Below are 22,968 nucleotides of genomic sequence, written 5' to 3'. Positions count from 1 at the left end.
AATCAAGAGCCGAATCGCGCACGGAGACCAGCATGCTGCCACCCGTCAATCTGCGTCCGAGTTTCAACATCACCCGCTCCAGTCACGTCCGGCTCACGGTCGCGGATCTGGCCGAGAGCCGGAACTTCTATGCGAGCGCCCTCGGGCTCGTCGTCAGCGACGAGGACGAGCGCACCTGCTATCTCCGCGGCCTCGCCGAGGCATGCCACCACAGCCTCGTCCTGGAGCTGGACGAAGAGGGCGCCGGTTCCTGCCGGAGGATCGGTTTCCGGGTCTTCTTCGACGAGGACCTCGACATCGCCCACGACTGGTTCCGCGACCGGGGGCTGCCCGCGGAGTGGGTCGACATGCCGTACCAGGGCCGCACCCTGCACGTCAGCGACCCGGCCGGAACACCGCTGGAACTCTGCGCGCACATGGAGACCCGCCCGAGGCTGCACATCGACTTCGAGCACTACAAGGGCGCCCACGCACAGCGCCTCGACCACTTCCAGACCTTCGCGCCGAACACCTATGAACTCACCGCCTTCTACGGCGAGCTCGGCTTCCGCAACTCCGAGTACCTGGCGCACGGCGACAAGCTGCTGAGCGCGTTCATGTACCGCAAGGGGACCTGCCTGGACCTCGCGATCGTGGAGAACAGCGGCCCCGCCCTGCACCACTTCGCCTACACGGTCTCCGAGAGCCGCGACATCTTCACCGCCTGCGACTGGGCGGGGCTCCTCGGGTACGGCGAAGGGGTGGAGCGGGGCCCGGGACGGCACGGCCCGGGCGGGATGCTCTTCACCTACCTCCGCGACCCCGACGGTCACCGGGTGGAGGTCTTCAACAGCCACTACCAGACCATCGACACCGAGGTCGAGCCGGTGCGCTGGGACGCGGGATCACTGAGCACGAACGTCCGCTGGGGGCTTCCCGCGCTGGAGAAGTGGTACTTCGAGGCCTCGCCCTTCGTGGGGGTCAAGCAGATCCCGCCGGCCCAGACGCCGCAGCCGATGACTCTCGAGCGGTTCCTGCTCGAACAGTCCGCCCACTGACCCCCTTCGCTCCCGAGGAGACGACATGGCACGAGTTCCCTACCTGCGCCGCGAGGACGCGGACGAGGCGACCAAGCCCCTGTACGACCGGCTCGAAGCCGAACGCAAGGTACCCACGGCGAACATCTTCCTCGCGCTCGCGGGCGCGCCCGAGCAACTGGACGGATTCCTGACCTACGCCAACTCGCTGCGGGCCGCCGACCTCAGCCCCAAGCTGCGCGAGCTGGCCATCCTGACCGTGGGTCACGCGACCCGGACCGCCTACGAGGTCGCGCACCACCAGTCGCACGGCCTCAAGGCCGGCCTCACCGAGGAACAGCTCGCGGCGGTGGCCGACTTCGAGTCGTCCGAGCTGTTCGACGCCACGGAGAAGGCGGTCATGCGCCTCGCCGAGGAATCCACACTCAAGGTCGACGTCTCGACGGAGACATGGCGTGCCGCAGCCGATCACCTGACGGACCGACAAATGGTCGAACTGTCGTTGTCCATTGCCTGGTACAACTCCGGCGTCCGCATTATGGGGCTGCTCGACATCGACCTCGAGGACAATTACCCGGACCCGTTCGCCAATTCATAGTTCCCGGCACCAGACTGCCCATCAACACCGGAGTATTTCAATGGCGAAAATGCTCGCTGCCCGACTGCACGCGCTCGGTGAACCGATGTCCGTGGACACCGTCGACGTGCCCACTCCGCGGCCGACCGACGTACTGGTGCGGGTCAAGGCATGCGGGATCGTGCCGAACATGGCCAACGTGATCAACAACTGGCCCACCTGGTACCCGCACCAGCCCCTGCCCAGGCTGCCCGCGATCTTCGGCCTGGACCCGGCGGGGGTGGTCGAGGCGGTCGGCGAGGCGGTGCTCAACACCAAGCCCGGCGACCGGGTCTACGTGAGCCCGTTGCGCTCCTGCGGCAGCTGTCAGATGTGCCGCGGCGGTGAGCTGAGCCGATGCCGCTACTTCACCCTGAACGGCTACTTCAGCACCTCCCGCGACGGTCAGCGGATCTTCGATCTCTACCCTTACGGCGGCTTCTGCGAGTACATGACGGCACCGCAGTACTCGATCGTCAACCTCCCGGACAACATGACGTTCGAGCAGGCCGGGAAGCTCGGCTACATCGGCACCTCCTACAGAGCGCTCAAGTACGCCGCGGCGGGCCCCGGCCAGGTCGCGCTGATCGACGGGATCACCGGCACCCTCGGCGTCGCCTCCACCCTCCTCGCGCTCGCCTCGGGTGTCTCCAGGGTTCTCGGTACCGGCCGCAACGAGGAACTCCTCAAGCGTGTCAAGGAACTGGCCCCGGACCGGATCGAGGTCATGCGGCTGGGTGAGGGCTCCTCCGGCGCGTGGGCGAAGTCCCGCACCGGCGGCGAGGGGGCGGACTTCGTCATCAGCGCCCTGGGTGCCAAGGCCCCGGTCGAGACCATGCTGGACTCCATGCAGGGCGTCCGCCGGGGTGGCAGGGTGGTCAACGTCGGGGGCGTGGCCGACCGGTTGCCCGTGGACGTGAAGTGGCTCATGGACGAACAGGTCCACCTGATCGGCTCCAACTGGTTCACCACCGCGCAGGGCCAGGAGGTCGCCGACATGGTGGCGACCGGAGCCCTGGACCTGTCCTACCTGATCACCAAGCCCTTCCCGCTGTCCGAGGTCAACGAAGCGATCTCGGGACGCGCCACGGACCTCGACGGGGGATTCAGCAACTACGTCGTGCTCCCCTGACCGCCGGACCACCCACACTCACCCCGCGGCGAGCTCCTGTTCTGCCCTGACATCGCCGCGGGGTGTTATCACCACAGGCCGCGGACTGCCCGTTCTCCGAACGGCGCGGGCCCGGCAGGATGGAGGAACCGGTGGAACTGCGCTGGCTGGAATCGTTCGTCATCGTCGCGGAGGAACTGCACTTCGGCAGGGCGGCAGATCGCCTGCACCTCGCACCGTCGGCACTCAGCGCCCAGATCAGGGCGCTGGAGTCGCACCTGGGTGTGCGGCTGATCGACCGCGGGCGACGCACCCGCCCGGCACTGACCAGTGCCGGGCAACTGTTCCTCGAAGAAGCGCGGCTGACCCTCGCGCAGGCCGCCCGGGCCGTGGCGGTGGGCCGACGGGCAGGACGCGGGGAACTGGGACACGCCCAGATCGCTTACGTCGCCTCGGCCGCGTTCTCCGGGGTGCTCACCGACATCCTCACCCGCTGCGCGGCCCCCGACACCGAACTGACGGTACAGGTGCGGGAGTTGGAGACACCGGCCCAACTGGATGCATTGGCCTGCGGTGACATCGACGTCGGCTTCCTGCGGTGGAGACCGAAATACCCGCCGGAGGTCACAGCGACGTGCCTGCTCACCGAGGACGTCGTCCTGGCACTGCCGGCCGGCGCGCCGCTGGCGGCGTACGAGGCGATACCGGCGGCCGCGCTGCGCGACGAGAACTTCGTGGCCCCGCACTTCGACGAGGAGTACGGCTGCCGCGACCAGATCCTGGAAGTGGCCGGACAGGGCGGCTTCAGCCCCCTGTGCGCTCCCCCGGTGCGGGACTACGTCGCCGCGCTGACCCTGGTGGGCGGTGGTCTCGCGGTGGCCCTGGTCCCCGACTCACTGCGGCGCGTGCACATCCCCGGGGTGGCGTACCGGCCGCTGGCGGACGTACCGCTCACCACCCGGCTGGTCGGCGCCTACCGCAGGGGGGAGACCTCGCCCGCGGTGCGCGGGGTGATCCGGCGACTGCGGGAGGCCGCGGTCGCGACGGCCGCCAACTGATCTCGTCAACACTGCGCCAACGCACCTTTGTGCGCGGATGACGCACTGTTTTTGCAGGTCAGATGGGATGTACCCGACCTAGGCTCGATACGGCAGCACACACCGTGGCGGCGGCGGTCGACCGTCACCAGACGGAGGGACAGGCGGAGAAGCGCATGACAGCGATCAAGTACGTAGGCGTCGTAGGGGCGGGCCAGATGGGCCGGGGCATCACCGAGGTCTGCGCCCGGGCCGGGCTGCACGTCACCTTGTGCGACGTCACCGAGGACAGAGCCCGGGCGGGACTGGCGGGCGTGGCGGACTCCCTGCTCAAGGCGGAGAAGCGCGGTGCCATCGCGCCCGAGGACCGCGCACTTGCCCTGGCCGGGATCTCGGCCACCGACGATCTCTCCCGACTGTCGGGGGCGGACCTGGTGATCGAGGCCGCCGTCGAGGACGAACAGGCCAAAACCGAGCTCTTCCGGCAGTTGGACAAGGTGGTCACCGACCCGACGGCCGTGCTGGCCACCAACACTTCCTCCATCCCCATCGCCAGGATCGCGGCGGCGACCGGCCGGCCCGAGGCGGTGGTGGGCCTGCACTTCTTCAACCCGGTGCCGGTCATGCCGCTGGTCGAGGTGATCCCCTCGCTGCACACCTCGAAGGCCACGGAACTGCGTGTGCGTGCCTTCGCAGGCGAGACCCTGGGCAAGAAGACGGTCGTAGCGCAGGACCGCGCGGGTTTCGTCGTGAACTCCCTGCTGGTTCCCTACCTGTTGGCGGCGGTACGGATGGTGAGTTCCGGTACGGCCACCGCGGAGGACGTCGACACGGGGATGACCGCCGGTTGCGCTCACCCGATGGGCCCTCTGCGTCTCGCCGACCTCATCGGCCTCGACACGGTCGCGGCGATCGGCGAAGCACTGTACGAGGAGTACCGGGAACCGCTGTACGCCCCGCCCCCGCTGCTGCGCCGCATGGTCGAATCGGGGCTGCTGGGCCGTAAGTCGGGGCAGGGATTCTTCAACTACCGGGCGGCCTGAGGGCTTTCGGCCGGGCTCCGATGCGGTGTCGTCGGGGCCGGCCCCCCTGGCCGCAGATAACCACAGCCGCCCATCGAATCCTTCCCGGAGGTGCGGCCCGGACCGGCCGGCCTTTGCCGTGCGCCCCGCGGGGCGAAACCGGCGAGGCAAGCACTACCTCGCCACCCGCGGCGGCGACGTCAAGGGCGTGATCTTCCACAGTGATCGCGGCAGCGAGCACACCTCCCGCCGGTTCCGCCGGACCTTCCGCCGGGCCTGCCGGCGTGACCCGGCCCATGGGCCGCCCGGGGGCGTGCTTCGACAACGCCCCCGGCAAGCACCTCCCCTGATGCGTCAAGCGACCCCGCGCCGTGCGGCCACTTCCTGCGTGAGCTGGGGAGCCACCGAGAACAGGTCGCCCACCACGCCGTAGTCGGCCACGCCGAAGACGGGAGCGTCAGGGTCCTTGTTGACCGCGACGATCGTCTTGGACGTCTGCATCCCGGCGAGATGCTGAATGGCCCCGGAGATGCCCAGCGCGATGTACAGCTGAGGAGAGACGGACTTGCCGGTCTGCCCCACCTGGTACTGGTGCGGGTAGTAGCCGGCGTCGACCGCGGCACGAGACGCCCCCACCGCGCCGCCCAGGACGTCGGCCAGCTCCTCCACCACCTTGAAGCTGTCCGCCCCTCCGACACCACGTCCGCCGGAGACGACGACACTCGCCTCCGTGAGCGGGGGACGGTCGCCAGCGACCGCGGGACGGCGGGCGGTGACGCGGGCGGATGCCGCGGGGTCGATCGGCGGCAGGACGAGCTCGTGTTCCACGGCCTGCACAGGGTGTTCCTCCGGCTCGAAAGAACCCGGCCGCAGGGCGATCACGGGCACACCGTGGGTAACCTCGGAGCGCACGGTGTACGCCCCGCCGAAGACGACCTGCGTGACTGCGCCGGAGGGGTGCAGGTCGACCACGTCGGTCAACAACCCGGTGTCCAGCCGCGCGGCGAGGCGTCCGGCCACCTCCTTGCCGTCCGTCGTCGAAGAGACCAGGACGGCGGCGGGAGAGACCGTCCGGACCGCGAGTTGCAGGGCATTGACGGCGGCCGAGCCGAGAAATTCGCCCGCCTCCGAGGATTCGGCCACGAAGACGCCGATGGCGCCGTGACGGGCGAGGGAGTCCCTGAGTCGGGCCGATGTGCCGGGAGTTCCCGCGAGCACGGCGATCGGGTCACCCAACCGCCGTGCGGCGGCCAGGAGTTCGTACGTGGACTTGTGGACGCGTTCCCCGTCGTGGTCGACGAGGACGAGGACGTCGGGCATGGCTGTGCCTGCTTCTTGTGGTCGGGGCGGTTCAGACGAGTTTCTGGGCGATCAGGTGGTCGGCGAGCTGCCGGCCGGCCGAGCCGTCGTCCGTGACGCGGATTCCGGCGGCCCGCACCGGACGCGGGACGGCCTCGACCACGCGCGTGCGGGTCACGAGGAACCCGGTGTCGTCCGCGCTGGGGAACAGGTCGTCGAGGTCGACCGTCGCCACGGGCTTCTTCTTGGCGGCCAAGATGCCCTTGAAGGAGGGATAGCGTGGCTCGTTGATCTTCTCGGTGACGCTGACCAGCGCGGGCAGCGGCGCCTCCAGCGTCGCCTCACCGCTCTCGGTCTCGCGCTCGGCGCGCACCCGCCCCGGACCCACGTCGATGTGACGCACGTGGGTCAGCTGCGGCAGGCCGAGCAGATCCGCGACGATGGCCGGGACGGCACTCGCCTGTCCGTCGGTCGTGGCGTTTCCGGCGAGGACCAGGTCCACGTCCGCCACCGTCCGCACGGCGGCGGCCAGGACCTTCGCGGTGCTCACCACATCGGCGCCCCGGAGTCTGTCGTCGCAGATGTGGATTCCCCGGTCGGCGCCCATCGCCAGGACCTTGCGGATGGCGTCGAGCGCGGAGTCGGGTCCCATGGACACCACGGTGACCTCGGCGTCGGTGGTTTCCTTGAGGGTCAGCGCTTCCTCCGCGGCGCGCTCGTTGATCTCGTCCAGGACGAGGTCGGTGTTCTCGCGGTCGAGCCTGTGGTCGGCCTCGGACAGGGTGCGTTCGGCAGCGGTGTCCGGAACCTGTTTGACGAGTACGACGATGTTCACGGTCGTCTTCCTTCTTCGGCCGGGGGCGTCAGCGGAACGCCGGATAGCCGGTGAGCGCCTGGCCGACGACCAGCGTGTGCATCTCGCTGGTGCCTTCGTAGGTGAGCACCGACTCCAGGTTGTTGGCGTGGCGCAACGGTGAGTACTCCAGGGAGATGCCGTTGGCTCCCAGGATGGTGCGGCACTCCCGCGCGATCGCGATCGCTTCGCGCACGTTGTTGAGCTTGCCGACGCTGATCTGTTCGGGCCGGATGCGGTGCTGGTCCTTCAGGCGCCCCAGGTGCACGGCGAGCAGGGCGGCGTTGCCCACGGAGACGCTCATGTCGGCGAGCTTCTTCTGGGTGAGCTGGAAGGCGCTGATCGGCTTGTCGAACTGGACGCGGGAGTCGGCGTAGTCGATGGCCGCCTGGATCGAGTCGCGGGCCGCGCCGACCGCACCGAACAGGATGCCGAAACGGGCCTCGTTCAGGCACGACAGCGGTCCGCGCAGGCCCTGGGCGTGCGGCAGCCGGGCCGCGTCGGGCAGCCGTACGTAGTCGAAGTACAGCTCCGAGGTGATCGACGCGCGCAGCGACATCTTCTGCTTGATGTCCTGCGTGGTGAAGCCGGGCGTCCCGCGCGGCACGAGGAAGCCGCGCACGCCGTCGTCGGTCTGCGCCCAGACAGTGGCCACGTCGGCGATGCCGCCGTTGGTGATCCACATCTTGGAGCCGTTCAGGATCCAGTAGCCACCCTCACGGACGGCCCGGGTGCGCATCCCGGAGGGGTTGCTGCCGAAGTCGGGCTCGGTCAGGCCGAAGCAGCCGATCGCCTCACCGGCCGCCAGCCGGGGCAGCCACTCCTGCTTCTGCTCCTCGGAGCCCCACTTCCAGATGGAGAACATCGACAGCGAGCCCTGCACGGAGACAAAGCTTCGGAAGCCGGAGTCCGCCGCCTCCAGTTCCAGACAGGCCAGACCGTACGAGACGGCGTTGGTGCCGGCGCAGCCGTAGCCGTCCAGGTGCATGCCGAGTACGCCCAGCTTGCCCAGCTCCGGGGCGAGTTCGCGGGCGAAGTGGGCGTTCTCGAACCATTCGCCGATGTGCGGGCGCACCCGGTCGGCGAGGAACCTGGCGACGGTGGCCTGGATCTCGCGTTCCTCGTCGGTGAGCACCGAGGCGATGTCGAGAAGTTCGAGGGGGTCCTTCAGCGGCTTGCCGCTCATGACGGGCTCCTTGTGATCAGGGTTGGGAAATCGGGTGGTCGGACGGGCCGGGCAGGTCGCGGAGGATCTGCGCGGTGTGCCGGCCCAGCGAGGGCGGGGGCAGGCGATACTGCGCCGGGGCTCCACTCAGCGCGATGGGGTGCGCGACCTGGCGGAAGGGTTCGGCTCCGTCGGCGGGGGCGCCGGGGATGTCGACGATTCCGGGGAGGCCGAGCTTGTGGGCGAAGGCGAAGGCCTCGTCGAGGGTGTTGACCGGTCCGGCGGGCACTCCGGCCGCCAGCAGGACGGTGGACCAGTGGTCGGCACCCGCACCGCCGAGCCGCTCGGCCAGGATGTCCCGCAGTTCGACGCGATGAGCGACCCGGTCGGCGTTGGTGCGGAAGCGGTCGTCGAGAGCGAGGCCGGGATCGCCGAGGACCTCGGCGAGGGCCGCGAACTGCCGGTCGTTGCCCACCGCGAGGGCGATCGGCCGATCCGCGGTCGGCAGGGTCTCGTACGGGGCGATGCTCGGGTGTGCGTTGCCCATGCGGCCGGGAACCACACCGGCGACGGCGAAGGCCGATGCCTGGTTGACCATGGCCGACAGCAGTGAGGCGAGCAGGTTCACCTCCACGAGTTGCCCTTCGCCGGTGGCGTCCCGGTGCCGTAGGGCGGCGAGGATGCCGAGCGAGGCATGCAGGCCGGTGATCACGTCGACCAGGGCCACACCGGCCTTCACCGGTTCCCCGTCGGCGGTCCCGGTCACGCTCATCAGACCGCCGACGGCCTGTACGAGCAGGTCGTAGCCAGGGATCGCGGCGCCCGCTCCGCTGCCGAAACCGCTGATCGAGCAGTAGATCAACTCCGGGTGCCGGGCACGTAGTTCGCGATGACCGAGCCCCAGCCGTTCCATCGTGCCGGGACGGAAGTTCTCCACCAGGACGTCGGATGCGGCGATGAGGGAGCGGGCCTGTTCGAGGCCCGCCTCGGTGGTGAGGTCCAGGGCGACGGACCTCTTGTTCCGGTTGACGCCCAGGAAGTACGTCGAGGTGCCGTTCTGGTCCGCCGGGGGGTGCCAGGCCCGGGTCTCGTCCCCGATGCCCGGGCGCTCCACCTTCACCACGTCGGCGCCGAGATCGGCGAGCAGCATGGTGGCGTACGGTCCCGCGAGCACCCGGGAGAAGTCGGCGATGCGCAGACCGTGCAGCGCGGTGCGCCCTGCTTCGCCGGATGCGCCGACTGGGCCGGCCCGTCCGTCCGGTGCGTTGTCCTGGGTGTCCACTGCTGCCCTCTTCTCTCGTCGTGCCGCCTATGCGAACGTGATCCGACCGGTGCTGTGTCCCCTCACCACCGGCGGTCCAAGGACGTTGCCCGGTAGGTGACTTCGATGAGGGGAAGTCCCTGCTCGCGCGGGGTTACGGCCCGCACGACACGCACTCTCGACCCGGCCCCGACCACGGTCGGCTCCGCCCTGGCGAGCCGGCAGACCAGGGTGAATCCCTCGTCCATCGCGACGAACCAGGTCTCGACCGGGGACTGGCCGATACGGCGGACGAGAACCCCGGCACCCGTGCTGCGCTCCCGTCTGAAGGCGGTGGAACCGCAGGCGCGGCAGAACGAACGGCGATAGGCCGGAGTGCCGCACCACAGGCAGCTCTGGAAGAGCAGTTCACCGCGGGCCTCCGGTGCGGACGGGTCGGCGGTCGCGGTCGCCGTCGTGGCCACGGCGCCCACGTCGTCACCTGTCCGGAACTCGTCGGGTTCACGGCTGGCGGTCTGGAGCATCACGGCCTCCTGCACTCACTTCGGTGACCGGAAACGGGCGTTCGGAATCCGATATGTCTCCCTCACCCTGGCCCTGCCACGAAGCGCCGGTCAACGACGAGCTGACGCATCTTTGTGCGCGGAAAACGTTCTGTTCACCGAGGTCGGAGTGCCTTTCCCGGCGCTACTCTCGGCACGGGGCACTGGTGGGCGCGGAGGTACGGCCACGAACGAGGGAGCCGGGGTCAGGGATAGAGCCCGGCGCGGAAGGTGAACGAGACGAGTTGCGCGCGATCGCGTGCGCCGACCTTCGTCATGGCCCGTACCGCGTGCGTCTTCACGGTGAACGGCGACACGGACATCTGGGCCGCGATCTCGTCGTTGCCGAGGCCGCTCGCGACGAGAACGACCACGTCCCGTTCCCTGGGGGTCAGCGCGTCGAAGCGTCGCAGCAGCTCCCGGTCGATCACCGGAGGTGGGCTGTCGGTCATGTGACCGATGAGCGCGGCCGTCGCGGCGGCGGACAGCGCGCCTCCACCGCCGACGACCTCGGTGATCCCGGCGACGAGTTCGGCAGGGCTCACGGTCTTGCTCAGGAAACCGTTGGCGCCCGCGCGCAGGGCGGCCAGAACGATGTCGTCCTGGTCGAAAGTGGTCAGCACGATCACCCGCGTCTCTTCGGGTGGGTGCTCCGCACGGATCCGGCGGGTGGCCTCGACGCCGTCGATGCCGGGCATCCGGATGTCCATCAGGACCAGGTCCACGGGGTGGTCCCGGAGGAAGGGGACGACCTGGAGCCCGTCGGAGAGCTCTCCCGTGACCACGAGACCCGGGTCGAGCCGGAGCATCGCCCGGATCCCGGCCCTGATGTCCTCCTGGTCGTCGACGATCAGAATCCGCGTCATCGGACGACGGCTCCCAGCAGGCTGAACTCCGCGTGGACCCGGAATCGCCCGTCGTGACGGTCGATCGTCAGCCGCCCGTTGGACGACTCGACGCGCTCGCGCATCCCCACGAGTCCCAGTCCGCTGCCCGGGTCGGAGCCACGGGAGGAGTGACCGACGCGGTTCTCCACGGTGACGCAGATCCTGTCGTCGCGCTCGCTCACCTCCACCGTCGCCGTCCCTTCGCCATGCCGGTAGGCGTTCGTGAGTGCTTCCTGGACGACCCGGTAGACCGTCACGCCCACGCTGGGCTCCACGAAACCGGCGGGGAGATCGAGAGAGGCTCGGACGTCGAGGCCGACACTCTCGAAAGAGGCGACCAGTCCTTGCAGACCGCTGAGCGCCGGGGTCGGCCGGAGCGCCTCGTCGTCACGGACGTCGTCCGCGAGGCGAAGGAGCGCGAGGATGCGCTGCGTCTCGACGACGACGGTGCGGGCGCTCGACCTGGCGGAGACGAGGGCCTGCCGGGACGACTCGGCGTCCGCGGGCAGTCCGATCTCCGCGGCCCCGAGGTGCATGCTCAGCATCGCGACCTGGTGGCCGATGACATCGTGGAGGTCCCGGGCGATGCGCAGCCGTTCCTCGGTCACTCGTCGGGTGGCTTCGATCTCGCGGGTGGCGATGGCGCTCTCGGCCCGTTCCTCCAGGGTCCACCAGTGCTCTCGATGGATGCGGAGCGCGGCCCCGGTCGCACCTCCCGCCATGGCCGAGAAGAGGGCGGCGGCTCCCACGAACGCGCCCCCGCGAAATCCTCCCACCGTCATGAACGCTCCCAGGAAGAACGCCGCCACGATGCCGGTTCCGAGCAGCGGCTGCTTTCCCCTGAGGGTGACCGAGAACAGGACGAGGACCGCCATCATCCACACCGACAGCGGGTCGTGGCCCACCGCCGTGACGGCGAAGGACGCCGCGCTCGCCACGACCAGTCCTGCCCACGGCTGCCGCCAGGAGAGGGCGACACCGCTGCCGGCGAGGAGCACGGACAGGGCCGTCGGCCCGTCCGACCCTCGCAGGATCACGGCCACGATCTGACCGGTGAACACCAGCGCGGCCACCGAATAGGCGGCTCGGTGCAGCACCTCGGGGCGGCGGACCCACAGGGGTGCCACCGGCCCGTCCTGACTGTTGTGCGCCTTGGCCATGAGCTGATTCTCGTTCACGTGTTCCGCGGCCGCGTACTTCGAACGATGTAGACGGCGAGGCTGCTTCGGTCGCCGGGAACGCCGGAAACCCGGCGCGTGGAAGTGGAGGGCAGAACTACTTCGTTCGAAGTACGCGGCCGCCTCCGAGGCCGCTGAGACTCGTCGTCGAGGCGCCCGCCTCGCACCGCCACGATCGCAACGGGACACCCGATGACACAGACCACCGTAACTTCGCCGGCTTCGACCACGACCGCGACGACGCCCTCCGGGCTGCGGTCGCTCTACCTGATCCGAGTCGTCTTCTCCCTGATCTGGGTGGCGCTGGTCCTCGCAACCTCCGCCTCGCTCGCGTCGACGGACAGGCCCACAGTGATCGCGGCCCTGCTGCTCATCGTCTATCCCCTGTGGGATGTGATCGCCACGCTCCTCGAGCGTCGCCTGGCGGGCACCGGCTCCGCGAGCCGCGTCAGCGCCGCCAACATGGCTCTCGGCCTCGCCACCACCGCCGGAATGATCATCGCCGCCTTCTCCGTCGTCAGGACGGCCCTCCTCGTCTTCGGTGTCTGGGCCCTTCTTGCCGGAGCGGTCCAGCTCGTCGTGGCGATCCGACGCCGGCGCACCGTCGGCCCCCAGTGGCCCATGATCATCAGCGGTGCGCAGTCCGTCCTCGCCGGTGCCACCATCGCCGCCACTTCCGCGTCGGCGACGAGCAGCCTGTCCACTCTCGCCGGATACTCGGCCTTCGGTGCCTTCTGGTTCCTTGTCTCGGTCATCGCCCTGAGCATCCGCGGCCGACGCGAACAGCGTTGACCACCGCCGGCGAAGTCGCTCCCCGGAGTCGTGCACCGGGGCACGTGCAGACGACTCGATACTCGACAGGCATATGCCACCAGTACCACCCCCTCGACGGACGGCACACCGCTACGGCATACGCCGTACCGTCCCTCGCCCTGCCGACCGGTCCGCTCCCGTCAGAGCGGCCCATGCCAGTTGGGACTGGCGTACGACGTACGGACGATCGGTTCCGAAGGGAAGGGAACACAGGAGACACCCGGGTTCCTCCCGTCACACCCGCACCACGGGCACCCGTCAAGGCCGGCTTGCGCGCGGACTGGCGCCAGAAAGTTCAACGGAACACACATCCACCGCCCGGACACCCGCATAACGTGCGGTGACCCGAACCGCCTCCGCCTCCCCCACCTTCTTGCGGTCCGTGACTTCCGGGCCCACCGCGCTAGGAGTTTTGGGATGTCCTACGACCGCTCGGAATTATCCCTGCCGCACCGGCACAACGGACGGGTCCCCTCCCCCACCGCTCTCCGGCCGCCGTCCCCCGCGGCGGCCGGACAGCGCCCAGGCAGCGGGACCCGTCAGCGTTCATGGTCCAGCTATCACCGTGCCCTGCGGGTCCTGCGCCGTGCCTGCCGGTGGCAGCGGCGCGTGGCCACCCTCGTCGCCCTCGGTTACTTCGCCGTCTTCCTCACCCTCACCGTCAAAGCCCCCGCCTTCATGGCCCGCCCGGCCCCCGGCGGGCTCCCCACCGGCCTGCTGCTCGCCGTCGTGCAGATCCCCGTCACCTGGCTGGCCGTCCTGCTCTTCGAGTACTCGGCACGGCGGTTCGTGGATCCCCTGGCGCGCAGAGTCAGCCGGTACGCACGCCCGGCCGACGGCGACGGACGGGCACAGGCATGACCGACCTCGGCGGCTCCGCGCAGTCCTGGTCCCTCGTCGCCTTCTGCAGCGTCGTCACCCTCACGCTCCTGCTGTGCGTACTGACCGGCCCCGACCGCGACGACCTGGAGGAGTTCTACACCGGCTACCGAACCCTGTCCCCGCTGCGCAACGGCCTGGCGGTCGCCGGCGACTACATCTCCGCCGCGACCGTGCTCACCATCGGCGGGGTCATCGCGCTGTGCGGGTACGACGGAGTCGTCCTGGCCCTGAGCACGCTGCTGTCCCTGCTCCTGCTGATGTTCCTGCTCGCCGAACCCCTGCACAACACCGGCCGGTTCACCATGGGTGACGCGCTGAGCCGACGTGTCCCCGGGCGGGCCGTGCGCATCACGGCGTGCGTGGTGACCCTGTTGTCGCTGATCCCGATGATGATCGTCCAACTGGCGGGCGTGGGGCAGCTGTTGGCGTTCATCCTGGGCTTCTCCGACCGTGCCATGCAGACCGGCTGCATCCTCGGTGCCGGCATCCTGATGATCAGTTACGCCGCCCTGGGCGGGATGAAGGGCACCGCGCTGATCCAGATCATCAAGACGGTGATGCTTCTCGGGTCCGGGCTCGTGGTCGCCGTGCTCATCCTCGCCTCCTTCGGGTGGCACCCGGGAACGATGGTCGACACCGCCGCGCGGCGCAGCGGGACCGGCGAGGCCTTCCTCCAGTACGGCCTGCAGTTCGCGGACGGGCCGCACCCCGGGCTGGACATGATCAGCACACAGGTCGCCATCGTGCTCGGCGGCGCCTGCCTGCCCCACGTCACCATGCGGATGTACACCGCGGGCAACGCCCGCCAGGTACGGCGCACGATGTCCTGGGCGGTGTCCTCGGTCGCCCTGTTCATGCTGGTGATCACCGTCATCGGTCTCGGCAGCACGGCACTGGTCGGCCGCGAGCAGATCACCGCCGCCGACCCGCACGGCAGCACCGCCTACCTGTTGGGTGCGCGAGCCGTGTTCGGCGCCGACGTCTCCCGCACCGAGAGCCTGGTGTTCAGCACCGTCACCACGGCGGTCTTCCTGACCCTCCTCGCGTCCGTCGCCGGGATGACGCTCGCCTGCGCCAACTCCCTGGCGCACGACGTCATCGCCTCCCGCAACAGCCGCATGCCCGCGCTGCGGGAGATGACCCTCGCACGCGCAAGCGCACTGATCGTCGGCATACCCGTCGTACTGCTGGCCGCCCTCGCCCAGCACCGCAGCCTCCAGCCCCTGGCCACTCTGTCCTTCTGCATGGGCGCCTCCGCCATCGCCCCCGCGCTGGTCTACTCGCTGTTCTGGCGGCGCTTCGGCAAGGCCGGGCTGCTCGGCACGCTGATCGGCGGCTCGGTCGCCGTCCTCGTCCTGATGTCGGGCACCCGGCTCGTCTCCGGGTCACCGGCAGCGGCCTTCCCGGAGGCCGACCTGAACTGGTTCCCGTTCACCACGACCGCCCTGGTCTCCGTACCCGTGGGCTTCGCCTGCGGCTGGCTGGGCACCGTTCTGAGCGGACGCCGTAGCGCCCGTCGCGCACGCGAACGGTACGCCGGCATCGAGCAACTGATCCTCGCCGGACCTCCCCGACGACACCCGAGCTGGAGCCCGGACGGGCCCTGACGAAAACTCCTCCCAGAACTCATGCTGTCCGGGTGTCGAGAACGTGGCGCCGGCTCCGTCCCGGGTACAGCAGCCACCACCACGGGAGGAACAACCATGCAGGCGAACGAGATCACCGAGGTCCTGAACCGGCCGATCAGTCAGGAACTGCTGGCTCGCGACCTGACCCGCCTGGCCTACGTCGCCAAGGACGGCACACCCCGCAATGTCCCGATCGCGTTCGCCTGGAACGGCTCGGAGATCGTCATGTGCACTTCGAAGAACGCCCCGAAACTCGCGGCCCTGCGTGAGAACCCGGCGGTCGCCCTGACCATCGACACCGAGGTGCACCCACCCAAGATCCTCCTTATCCGGGGCCGGGCCGAACTGGACTTCGTCGACGGCATCCCGGACGAGTACCTCCAGCCGACCAGCAGCTACGAGATGACCCCCGAGCAGCGGGTGGAGTGGGAGGCGGAGGTGCGTTCGCTCTACCACGACGGCATGGTCCGTATCGTCGTGACCCCGACCTGGGCGAAGCTCATCGACTTCGAGACGACGCTGCCGAGCGCGGTCGAGGAACTGGTCCGGCAGCGGGAGGAGCGGCAGCGGGCCTGAGCGGTGGGGGATCACCCATGCGGGACGGGCGGAGCACCGCGCTTCCGGCCCCCACGCCTCTCGGGGCATGGGGACCAGAAGCCGGAACCCGCTTTCCTGCTACGGCCGTCAGCCGCAGGTCAGGGTCGGCACCGCCCAGTCGCCGTGGTCGTTGCCATTGCCGTCGCCGGCGTCCCCGACCTTGAGGTCGACCACCTGGGCGCCGCTGACGTCGACGTCGACGGGCACGGCGGCCTGCTTTCCGCTGATCGCCGGCGTGGTGACCAGGGTCTTGCCGTCGGCGATCACGGAGAACGTCACCGTTCCGGCACCCTTCGTCTCGTCGTCGACGCCCACCTGCGCCGTCAACCGCGAACAGTTTCCGCCCAGGTAGAGCTGGACGTCGCTGAGCGCGTTGGTGCCGAGGCCCTTGGCGTAGCCCACGCCGGCGATGGTGATCGTACGGCCGTCACCGGCGGCCTGTTCGCCGACGCTGCTGTCACGCTCCACCGGGCCCCATCCGTTGGTGGAGGACAGGAACGGCAGGTCGCTCACCGCGCTCTTTCCGGTCGGTGGGGTCGGCGGGATCCCGCCGATGACGCGCTCGTCGGTACCGGTGGCCTGCCGTCCGTTCTGTGTGTAGTGGACCGTGGTGGTGAGTGCCGAGGCGGACGGCAGCTCCCCGGTCGGCGGCTGGACCTTCCAGGTGAAGGTGGCCGATCCGCCCGGCTTGAGGCTCTTGAGCGACAGCGGGCCCACGGCGCTCACGCTCCAGCCGTCGGGGGCGGAGAGCGAGGCCGTCAGCCCGGACGCGGACGCTCCGCCCTTCGGCACCTGTACGGTCGTCCGGGCCGTGAAGGCCTCCCCCGGCTGAGCCGTGTCGGGTACGTCCAGGGTGACGTCCGCTCCCGGACGCTTCGGCATGGCGTACCTGCGGGAGTCGTAGCGGGGGCTGTCGTTCTGCGCGACGCGCAGGGACGAGGCGTAGCTGCCGTAATTGGTGAGCGAGACCTTTCCGAGGCCGCCGGTGCTGCCGTCCAGGTTCCACACCGCGATGGCGATGCTGCTGCGGCCGTTCGGATCGAGGATGCCGTTGGGGACGGGGAAGCTGTGCTGCGGGCCGAGGTAGTTGACGTAGTTGCCGACCTGCCAGCCGTTCACGAAGATCGTGGCGCGGTACTTGCGTGCCGGGTCGTCGGTGAACGTCAGGCCGAGTGAGGTGTCCTGACCGTGCGGCAGGTCCAGCTTGACATCGGTCCGGTACCAGGAGACGCCGGCTCGGGTGTCGGTCGTCGGCAGGGACACCCGGTTCCACTTGCCGTCCGGGTAGCCGGGCAGGGACCAGCCGGCTCGCTCGCCGTACAGGCCGCCCGTCGAGAGCGGGCCGCGCACCGTGTCCTGCGGGTCCTCGCCACCGCGTACGCCCTGAAGGCGCCAGGTGACGGAGGTCAGCGGGGCTCCGACGAGGGAGGCGCTGGTCAGGCCGCGCGCGGTCTTGTTCCCGTTGGTGGAGTTGTAGTCCTCCTCGTGCCCCATGTTCACGGTGAGCACGGAGAGGACGTTGTCGCCCTTGGACTTGACCGAACCGGCCGGGAACGTGAAGTCGGCACTGCCGGTGGTGGAGCTGCCCAGGAAGGTGCCGTTGAGCCAGGCGGAGAAGGCCTGCGCGCCTCCGCCGGAGTCAGAGACCAGGTGGATGCCGGTCTCCTTGCCGGTGGCGTGGAAGCGGCCGCGATACCAGGTGTTGCCGGTGTGGAAGCCGTAGTCGTCCGCGTAGAGGACCGGCAGCTTGTTGATGCCGGAGACGCTGTTGGTGGTGGTCTTGTCGGCCACCTGCCAGGTGGTGTCGTCGAAGCCGGGGGCCGCTTCGGGGGATTCCTCGGCGTGCTTCCAGTTCGTCAGGGCCGGCAGGTGGATCGCGGCGGCCACCGGGATCTTCGCGGTCAGGCTTCCGGGATCGGCGGCCGGGGTCTTCAGGGCCTTGCCGTTCCAGGTGACGTGGTCGGCGGAGGTGAACACCTCGATGTTCTTGTCGTCGGCGTTGTCGCCGGTGAGTGCCACGGTGCGGCCGCCCTTCAGGCTGGTCGCCGTGCGCAGCAGGTGGGTGCCGCGTACCAGGACCGGGCCGGTCGCGGTGTCCTGGCGCCAGAAGGTCTTCGCCGTGGCCTTGTCGCCCACGAGGAGCAGCAGCGGGCGCTGTCCGCCGCCGCTGACGTTGATCCGGATCAGGCCCTTGTGGGTGTAGTTCAGCCGCAGGTCGCCGGTGGCGGGGTCCCAAGTGGTCGTGACCGTACCGCCGGTGGCGGTCACGGTGGGCTTGGAGGAGTAGCGCAGGACCGTTTCCCCGTCACTGTCCGGGTCGCCGTAGAGCACGGCGACGTCCCGGTCGCCGATGGTCGCGTCGGTCATGATCTCGGAGGTCGAGTACTGCAACTGCGTGTCGCCGAGCCGGTAGTTCGCCACGATCACATGGGAGTCGCGTCCGTCGAGCGTGATCGCGGTGCCCGGCTGTTGGGGCACGACCGGGTAGGTCGGCTGGGCGGCGGCGTCACCCGTGGGCACGTCGATGGCGTCGATGGCCACGTAGTTGTCGGTGGATCCCGAGCTGTGGTTCCCGGCGACGACGATCTTCAGCGTGTGCGCCCCGGCCGTCAGGCCGGTCTTCTGGAAGACGACCGCCTGGTTCTCGGCGCCGGAGTCGTCGACCGTCGCCACCTTGGTGCCGTCGAGGTAGACGTCGGCGTTGCCGTGGTTGTTGGTCTTCGAGCCGATCCAGCGGATCGCGGTGCCGTCGAAGGGGACGGTGACCGAGTCACCGGCCTTGTTGGAGAACGACTCGGTCTTCTTGTAGTCGCCTCCGGTGTAGCTCTGGTTGGCCACGTGCGACCACGAGCCGGCGTACTGGAGCGCGGAGTCCGGGTCGTCCCAGGTGTAGCTGGTGTCCCCGGCCGGCTGGGCGTTGAAGTCCAGCGCGATATGAGTCCTGTCGATCGCCGTGGACGTGGAGTTGCCGTGCCGCAGCACATGGAACTGCGTCTTGGTGTCCGGGTTCATCCGGGCGGTGTCGACGACCGCGGAGTCGTCCGGTGGCGTGGTCCTGATCGCGTCGGTCTTGGTCAGCGGGGCCACCGACTGGGTGAAGTACCCGATCAGCTTGTCCTCGTCGTACTTCGGATCGAGCTGTCGGGTCTCACGGATCGCGGCTCCGTAGTCGTACGACGTGTAGTTCTGGGGCATGCTCAGCCAGCCCCAGTTGGTGCCGCCGTACGTCATGTAGAAGCTCTGCGCGGTCGCGCCGACCGCGATGTTCTGCTTGTAGAACACGTTGGCGAACTGGTCGTTGATCAGCTCGGCGCACTTGTCGTAACCCGGTCCGCCCCACGGGTCGAAGGCGCCGCCCTGGAACTCCGGGGAGTACAGCGGCTTGCCGGCCGGGTGGTCGTAGCTGATGTCCGGGACGCCGTTCCACTTCGAGGGGTTCGAGCAGTCGAAGCCCTGCGGGTAGGAGTCCGGGCCGTCCACGTCCAGGGCGCCGGCACCGGAGTTGAACGTGCCGTTGTTGTTGCCGGTCAGCGGCACGGTGATGCCGTCGGCGCGGGCCTTGTCCTCCAGGTGCTGCATGTAGGAGCGCGCTGCCGCGGAGCCGTTGTAGTACTCGTTCTCGACCTGGTAGGCGATGACCGAGCCGGTTCCGTTGGTGAGTTGGTGCCGGGCGATGATCTTGTCGATCTGCGTCAGCCACTCGTCGGCGTACTGCAGGAACCGCGGGTCGTCACTGCGGTTGTTCTCCGCCTTGGTGGTCAGCCAGCCGGGCAGGCCCCCGCTGTCGACCTCCGCGTTGATGTAGGGCGCGGGGCGTGCGATGACGTAGAGCCCGGCTTCCTCGGCCATGTCGAGGACCTTGTCGGCGTCGCGCACCCCGGTGAAGTCGTACACACCCGGCTTGGGCGAGTGGTATCCCCAGTCGAAGTACAGCGAGGTCGAGTTGAAGCCGGCCGCCTTCATCTTCTGGAAGATGTCCCGCCACAGGTCCGGGCTGGGGAGCCGGAAGTAGTGGAACTCGCCGGACCAGAGGTAGGTCCGCTTTCCGTCGACGAGAAACGAGTAGCCGTCGAGACTCACCGTGTGCGCCTGCGCGTCGGCCGCGGGCGCGGCGGCGGATGTCTGCCCGCCCGCCTCTCGCGCCGTGGCGGGCGCGGTCATCCCCACGGCCAGGGCGACGGTCGCGGCCGTCGCGAGGACCGCCCTCCACCACCCACGGCGACCGGGTCTCGCGGTCTCTGAATCGGTCCGATTTTCTCGCACTGCGGCCTCCCTCTCGCCTGAGCGATCAGCATCCAACAGACTCAGGCAAAGTCGAACAGTAGGGCGGCGGTTGGCTCAACACAATGGGGCGGTAGAAGGCTGATGTGGCGGTGGGGGCGGCCGAACGCCGGGCGGCTGCCCGGCGCGGGCCACCGTGACGAGGGTCTGGCAGTGAGGGCGAGGGCTGCGGGCTCGGCCGCCATTACCCCGTACGCCACCGCCACTACCCCGCACGACGGAACCCCCCTCACTCACCGCTCGGTTCGGCCACCGGTTCGCGGACGACTGCGACGCCTCCCTCGGGGACGGTGACCGTGCCCACGACGGGCTTTCCGGTGAGGAGTTCGACCCCTTCGGCAGGCACCTCGGCGCCGTGGCCGGTGTGGTCGATCAGGAAGAGGTAGTCGGCGTCCGCACCGCGCCGCCTCACCACCTCGACGCCGGCCGGAGTTTCACGCTCCGGGCGCACACCCGCCTCCCGGGTGATGCGCTCCAGGATCGCGGACAGAGTGGTGGGGTCCGGGTGCGTGGCGACGTACCAGGCGGTACCGCTGCCGTACGCGTGGCGGGTGACGGCCGGGACGCCGGCCAACGGTCCGTCCGCGTAGCTCGCGACGGCCTCCGCCCCGGTGAGCCGGAGGCGTTCGGTCCACAGGTCGGCGGTCGCCCCCTGCGGGACCTGGCCGACCAGGCCGACGGACTGGCCGGGCAGCAGGGGGAACGCCTCGTCGCCGTGCACTCCGAGGATCTCCCGGAAGGCGCCCGGGTAACCGCCCAGGCGTATGTGGCAGTTCTCGTCCACCGCGCCGCTGTGGAAGCCCACCGCCAGGGTGCCGCCGCGCTGGACGAACGCCTCCAGGTTGGCCGCTCCCGTGTCGTCGACCAGATACAGGCTGGGCGCGAGGACGAGCTGGTAGCGGTCGAGGTCGGGGGTGTCGGGACGGACGAAGTCGACCGCCACGCCGGCCTGCCACAGCGGTGTGTACCAGCGCCTCACCAAGTCCTGGAAGCGCAGTTCGGAGCTGGGCTGGGAGGGCTGCTCCATGGCCCAGCGGGAGTTCCAGTCCCAGACGACGGCGACCCGGGCGGGGTTGGTGCTGCCCCGGACTTCGGCCAACGCCCGTAGGTCCGCGCCGAGTTGCACGACGTCCTGCCAGATCTGGCTGTCCGTACCCGCGTGCGGCAGCATCGCCGAGTGCCATTGCTCGGCCCCCGCCTTGGCCGCGCGCCACTGGAAGTAGGCGATGCCGTCGGCACCGTGCGCGACATGGGCGAGCGCGTTGCGGCGCATTTCGCCGGGCCCCTTGGCGCGGTTGACGGGCTGCCAGTTGACGGCCCCGGTGGAGTGTTCCATCAGCAGCCACGGCCCCCCGGCCATGGAGCGCACCAGGTCACCGCAGAGTGCGACGTCGACCTCCGACTCGGGGTCGGTGGAGCGCAAGTAATGGTCGTTGGAGACGATGTCCAACTCGGGGGCCCAACGCCAGAAGTCCAGCGCGTCGAAGTTGTGCACCACCATGAAGTTGGTGGTGGCGGGGATGCCCGGGGCCGCACGGCGCAGCACGTCGCGTTCGGCCGTGAACAGCGAGAGCAGCTCGTCCGAGCAGAAGCGGCGCCAGTCCAGCTGGTGGGTGGGGTTGGGGTCGGCTCCGGTGACGCGGGGCGGGATGATCTCCTCCCAGTCGTAGTACCACTGGCTCCAGAAGGCGGTGCCCCAGGCGCGGTTGAGCTCCTGCAGGTCGTTGTCGTACTTCGCCCGCAGCCAGTCACGGAAGGCGGCCGCGCTGGTGTCGCAGTAGCAGGCGGCGTTGTGGCAGCCGTACTCGTTGTGGACGTGCCACATGGCGACGGCCGGGTGGTCGGCGTAGCGCTCGGCCAGCGCGCCCGCGATGCCGAGCGCCGCGGCACGGTAGGCGGGGCTGGACGGGCAGAACGTCTGCCGGCTGCCGTACGACAGCGTGCGGCCGTCGCGGTCGACGGGCAGTGCCTCGGGATGGGCGCGGAAGAACCATGCGGGCGGGGCGGCCGTCGGGGTGGCGAGGTCGGCGGCGATGCCGTTCTCGTGGAGCAGGTCCAGGATCTTGTCCATGCGGGAGAAGTCGTGGACGCCCTCGGACGGCTCCAACAGGGCCCAGGAGAAGATGCCGACGCTGACCATGGTCACCCCGGCCTCGCGCATCAGAGCCATGTCCTCGGCCCACACCTCCTCGGGCCACTGTTCGGGGTTGTAGTCGCCGCCGTAGGCGAGGCCGGGCAGGCGAAGACGGCGTTCGGTGCTCACTGGTGGGACTCCGGAAGGTGTGAGAGACGAGGGGCGGGCTTGTTCAGCCCTTGTTGGCGCCGAGGGTGAGGCCGCTGACGAACTGCCGCTGGAGTGCGAAGTACACGATCAGCGTGGGGATCGCGGTGAGCAGGGCACCTGCTGCGACCAGGTTGGGGTCGGTGAAGTACTGGCCGGAGAGGTTGTTCAGCGCCGAGGTGATGGGCATGTTCTCGCCAGTGGAGATCAGCACGATGGCCCAGAAGAAGTCGTTGTAGATCCAGATGGACAGCAGCGTGGCCAGGGCGGCCATCGCGGGTTTGCACAGCGGCAGCACGATCTGCCAGTACAGCCGCCACACCGAGGCGCCGTCGACGAGTGCGGCCTCGGTCAGCTCGTGCGGCAGCGAGCGCATGTAGTTGGCCAGCACGAAGGCGCAGAAGCCGGACTGGAAGGCCACGTGGATGAGGACCAGGCCGAGCGCGGAGTCGTAGAGCTTGCCGCTCATGGTGATGCCGGGCAGGTCGATGAGCAGGTA

19 protein-coding genes are annotated in these 22,968 nt (G+C 69.4%); 9 read left to right on the top strand and 10 right to left on the bottom strand.

What is annotated here, in order from left to right; genetic code table 11:
- Positions 1–32 precede the first annotated feature (32 nt).
- The 5 genes from ABZT02_RS40100 to ABZT02_RS40080 all read left to right on the top strand — a co-directional run bounded on the left by ABZT02_RS40100 (position 33) and on the right by ABZT02_RS40080 (position 4,823).
- Positions 33–1,037, top strand: a complete 1,005-nt coding sequence (locus tag ABZT02_RS40100; RefSeq protein WP_356027004.1) for a VOC family protein — start codon at positions 33–35, stop codon at positions 1,035–1,037.
- 25 nt (positions 1,038–1,062) lie between these two features.
- Positions 1,063–1,614 carry a carboxymuconolactone decarboxylase family protein gene (locus tag ABZT02_RS40095; protein ID WP_356027001.1) on the top strand — a complete coding sequence of 184 codons (552 nt, stop codon included), beginning with the start codon at positions 1,063–1,065 and terminating at the stop codon, positions 1,612–1,614.
- Positions 1,615–1,663: 49 nt separating this feature from the next.
- Positions 1,664–2,764, top strand: coding sequence for an alcohol dehydrogenase catalytic domain-containing protein (locus ABZT02_RS40090; protein WP_356026999.1), 1,101 nt, complete (start codon positions 1,664–1,666; stop codon positions 2,762–2,764).
- Positions 2,765–2,895: 131 nt separating this feature from the next.
- A complete protein-coding gene (locus tag ABZT02_RS40085; RefSeq protein WP_356026996.1) occupies positions 2,896–3,801 on the top strand; it encodes a LysR substrate-binding domain-containing protein in 906 nt (301 codons plus the stop codon).
- Between the two features lie 155 nt (positions 3,802–3,956).
- Positions 3,957–4,823: a 3-hydroxybutyryl-CoA dehydrogenase gene (locus tag ABZT02_RS40080; protein WP_356026994.1), complete on the top strand. Its 867-nt coding sequence runs from the start codon at positions 3,957–3,959 to the stop codon at positions 4,821–4,823.
- A 333-nt stretch (positions 4,824–5,156) separates the two neighbouring features.
- Here the strand turns inward: ABZT02_RS40080 and ABZT02_RS40075 are convergent, their stop codons facing one another.
- The 7 genes from ABZT02_RS40075 to ABZT02_RS40045 all read right to left on the bottom strand — a co-directional run bounded on the left by ABZT02_RS40075 (position 5,157) and on the right by ABZT02_RS40045 (position 11,969).
- Positions 5,157–6,122 (bottom strand): electron transfer flavoprotein subunit alpha/FixB family protein, encoded by a 966-nt coding sequence (locus ABZT02_RS40075; protein ID WP_356026991.1) that lies wholly within the window; start codon positions 6,120–6,122, stop codon positions 5,157–5,159.
- 31 nt (positions 6,123–6,153) lie between these two features.
- On the bottom strand, positions 6,154–6,936 hold the full coding sequence (locus ABZT02_RS40070; protein WP_356026988.1) for an electron transfer flavoprotein subunit beta/FixA family protein: 783 nt from the start codon (positions 6,934–6,936) through the stop codon (positions 6,154–6,156).
- 28 nt (positions 6,937–6,964) lie between these two features.
- Entirely contained in the window at positions 6,965–8,140 is a 1,176-nt protein-coding gene (locus ABZT02_RS40065) for an acyl-CoA dehydrogenase family protein (protein ID WP_356026985.1), read from the bottom strand.
- A 16-nt stretch (positions 8,141–8,156) separates the two neighbouring features.
- Complete coding sequence (locus ABZT02_RS40060) at positions 8,157–9,326, bottom strand: CoA transferase (protein WP_356027111.1); 1,170 nt, start codon at positions 9,324–9,326, stop codon at positions 8,157–8,159.
- Positions 9,327–9,463: 137 nt separating this feature from the next.
- Positions 9,464–9,904 carry a zinc ribbon domain-containing protein gene (locus ABZT02_RS40055; protein WP_356026983.1) on the bottom strand — a complete coding sequence of 147 codons (441 nt, stop codon included), beginning with the start codon at positions 9,902–9,904 and terminating at the stop codon, positions 9,464–9,466.
- 224 nt (positions 9,905–10,128) lie between these two features.
- Positions 10,129–10,788 carry a response regulator transcription factor gene (locus tag ABZT02_RS40050; RefSeq protein WP_356026981.1) on the bottom strand — a complete coding sequence of 220 codons (660 nt, stop codon included), beginning with the start codon at positions 10,786–10,788 and terminating at the stop codon, positions 10,129–10,131.
- A complete protein-coding gene (locus ABZT02_RS40045; protein ID WP_356026978.1) occupies positions 10,785–11,969 on the bottom strand; it encodes a histidine kinase in 1,185 nt (394 codons plus the stop codon). The genes ABZT02_RS40050 and ABZT02_RS40045 overlap by 4 nt, the downstream gene beginning before the upstream one ends.
- 210 nt (positions 11,970–12,179) lie before the next feature.
- Here ABZT02_RS40045 and ABZT02_RS40040 point away from each other — a divergent pair, with 210 nt between their 5' ends.
- The 4 genes from ABZT02_RS40040 (at position 12,180) to ABZT02_RS40025 (ending at position 15,886) form a co-directional block, all read left to right on the top strand.
- Complete coding sequence (locus ABZT02_RS40040; RefSeq protein ID WP_356026976.1) at positions 12,180–12,779, top strand: DUF308 domain-containing protein; 600 nt, start codon at positions 12,180–12,182, stop codon at positions 12,777–12,779.
- A gap of 438 nt (positions 12,780–13,217) precedes the next feature.
- Positions 13,218–13,661: a DUF485 domain-containing protein gene (locus tag ABZT02_RS40035; protein ID WP_356026973.1), complete on the top strand. Its 444-nt coding sequence runs from the start codon at positions 13,218–13,220 to the stop codon at positions 13,659–13,661.
- Positions 13,658–15,289: a cation acetate symporter gene (locus ABZT02_RS40030; protein ID WP_356026971.1), complete on the top strand. Its 1,632-nt coding sequence runs from the start codon at positions 13,658–13,660 to the stop codon at positions 15,287–15,289. The genes ABZT02_RS40035 and ABZT02_RS40030 overlap by 4 nt, the downstream gene beginning before the upstream one ends.
- 96 nt (positions 15,290–15,385) lie before the next feature.
- Positions 15,386–15,886 carry a pyridoxamine 5'-phosphate oxidase family protein gene (locus ABZT02_RS40025; RefSeq protein ID WP_356026969.1) on the top strand — a complete coding sequence of 167 codons (501 nt, stop codon included), beginning with the start codon at positions 15,386–15,388 and terminating at the stop codon, positions 15,884–15,886.
- 108 nt (positions 15,887–15,994) lie between these two features.
- Here the strand turns inward: ABZT02_RS40025 and ABZT02_RS40020 are convergent, their stop codons facing one another.
- From ABZT02_RS40020 to ABZT02_RS40010, 3 genes are all read right to left on the bottom strand, one after another.
- Entirely contained in the window at positions 15,995–20,170 is a 4,176-nt protein-coding gene (locus ABZT02_RS40020; protein WP_356026966.1) for a beta-galactosidase, read from the bottom strand.
- 247 nt (positions 20,171–20,417) lie between these two features.
- Positions 20,418–22,451, bottom strand: coding sequence for a beta-galactosidase (locus ABZT02_RS40015; protein WP_356026963.1), 2,034 nt, complete (start codon positions 22,449–22,451; stop codon positions 20,418–20,420).
- Positions 22,452–22,494: 43 nt separating this feature from the next.
- Positions 22,495–22,968: carbohydrate ABC transporter permease (locus tag ABZT02_RS40010; protein WP_356026961.1), on the bottom strand; the 474-nt coding region annotated here is incomplete at its 5' end.

This window comes from Streptomyces sp. NPDC005402 (assembly GCF_040606575.1).
Lineage (GTDB): Bacteria > Actinomycetota > Actinomycetes > Streptomycetales > Streptomycetaceae > Streptomyces.
The sequence above is the reverse complement of the archived record's forward strand: the minus strand, read 5'-3'. Positions and strand labels throughout refer to the sequence as shown.

What these genes read in the sequence shown, in the direction of transcription:
- ABZT02_RS40100 (WP_356027004.1), top strand. Translation starts at nt 33, where the DNA reads ATGCTGCCACCCGTCAATCTGCGTCCGAGTTTCAACATCACCCGCTCC.
- ABZT02_RS40095 (WP_356027001.1), top strand. Translation starts at nt 1,063, where the DNA reads ATGGCACGAGTTCCCTACCTGCGCCGCGAGGACGCGGACGAGGCGACC.
- ABZT02_RS40090 (WP_356026999.1), top strand. Translation starts at nt 1,664, where the DNA reads ATGCTCGCTGCCCGACTGCACGCGCTCGGTGAACCGATGTCCGTGGAC.
- ABZT02_RS40080 (WP_356026994.1), top strand. Translation starts at nt 3,957, where the DNA reads ATGACAGCGATCAAGTACGTAGGCGTCGTAGGGGCGGGCCAGATGGGC.
- ABZT02_RS40075 (WP_356026991.1), bottom strand. Translation starts at nt 6,122, where the DNA reads ATGCCCGACGTCCTCGTCCTCGTCGACCACGACGGGGAACGCGTCCAC.
- ABZT02_RS40065 (WP_356026985.1), bottom strand. Translation starts at nt 8,140, where the DNA reads ATGAGCGGCAAGCCGCTGAAGGACCCCCTCGAACTTCTCGACATCGCC.
- ABZT02_RS40055 (WP_356026983.1), bottom strand. Translation starts at nt 9,904, where the DNA reads ATGCTCCAGACCGCCAGCCGTGAACCCGACGAGTTCCGGACAGGTGAC.
- ABZT02_RS40050 (WP_356026981.1), bottom strand. Translation starts at nt 10,788, where the DNA reads ATGACGCGGATTCTGATCGTCGACGACCAGGAGGACATCAGGGCCGGG.
- ABZT02_RS40045 (WP_356026978.1), bottom strand. Translation starts at nt 11,969, where the DNA reads ATGGCCAAGGCGCACAACAGTCAGGACGGGCCGGTGGCACCCCTGTGG.
- ABZT02_RS40040 (WP_356026976.1), top strand. Translation starts at nt 12,180, where the DNA reads ATGACACAGACCACCGTAACTTCGCCGGCTTCGACCACGACCGCGACG.
- ABZT02_RS40035 (WP_356026973.1), top strand. Translation starts at nt 13,218, where the DNA reads ATGTCCTACGACCGCTCGGAATTATCCCTGCCGCACCGGCACAACGGA.
- ABZT02_RS40030 (WP_356026971.1), top strand. Translation starts at nt 13,658, where the DNA reads ATGACCGACCTCGGCGGCTCCGCGCAGTCCTGGTCCCTCGTCGCCTTC.
- ABZT02_RS40025 (WP_356026969.1), top strand. Translation starts at nt 15,386, where the DNA reads ATGCAGGCGAACGAGATCACCGAGGTCCTGAACCGGCCGATCAGTCAG.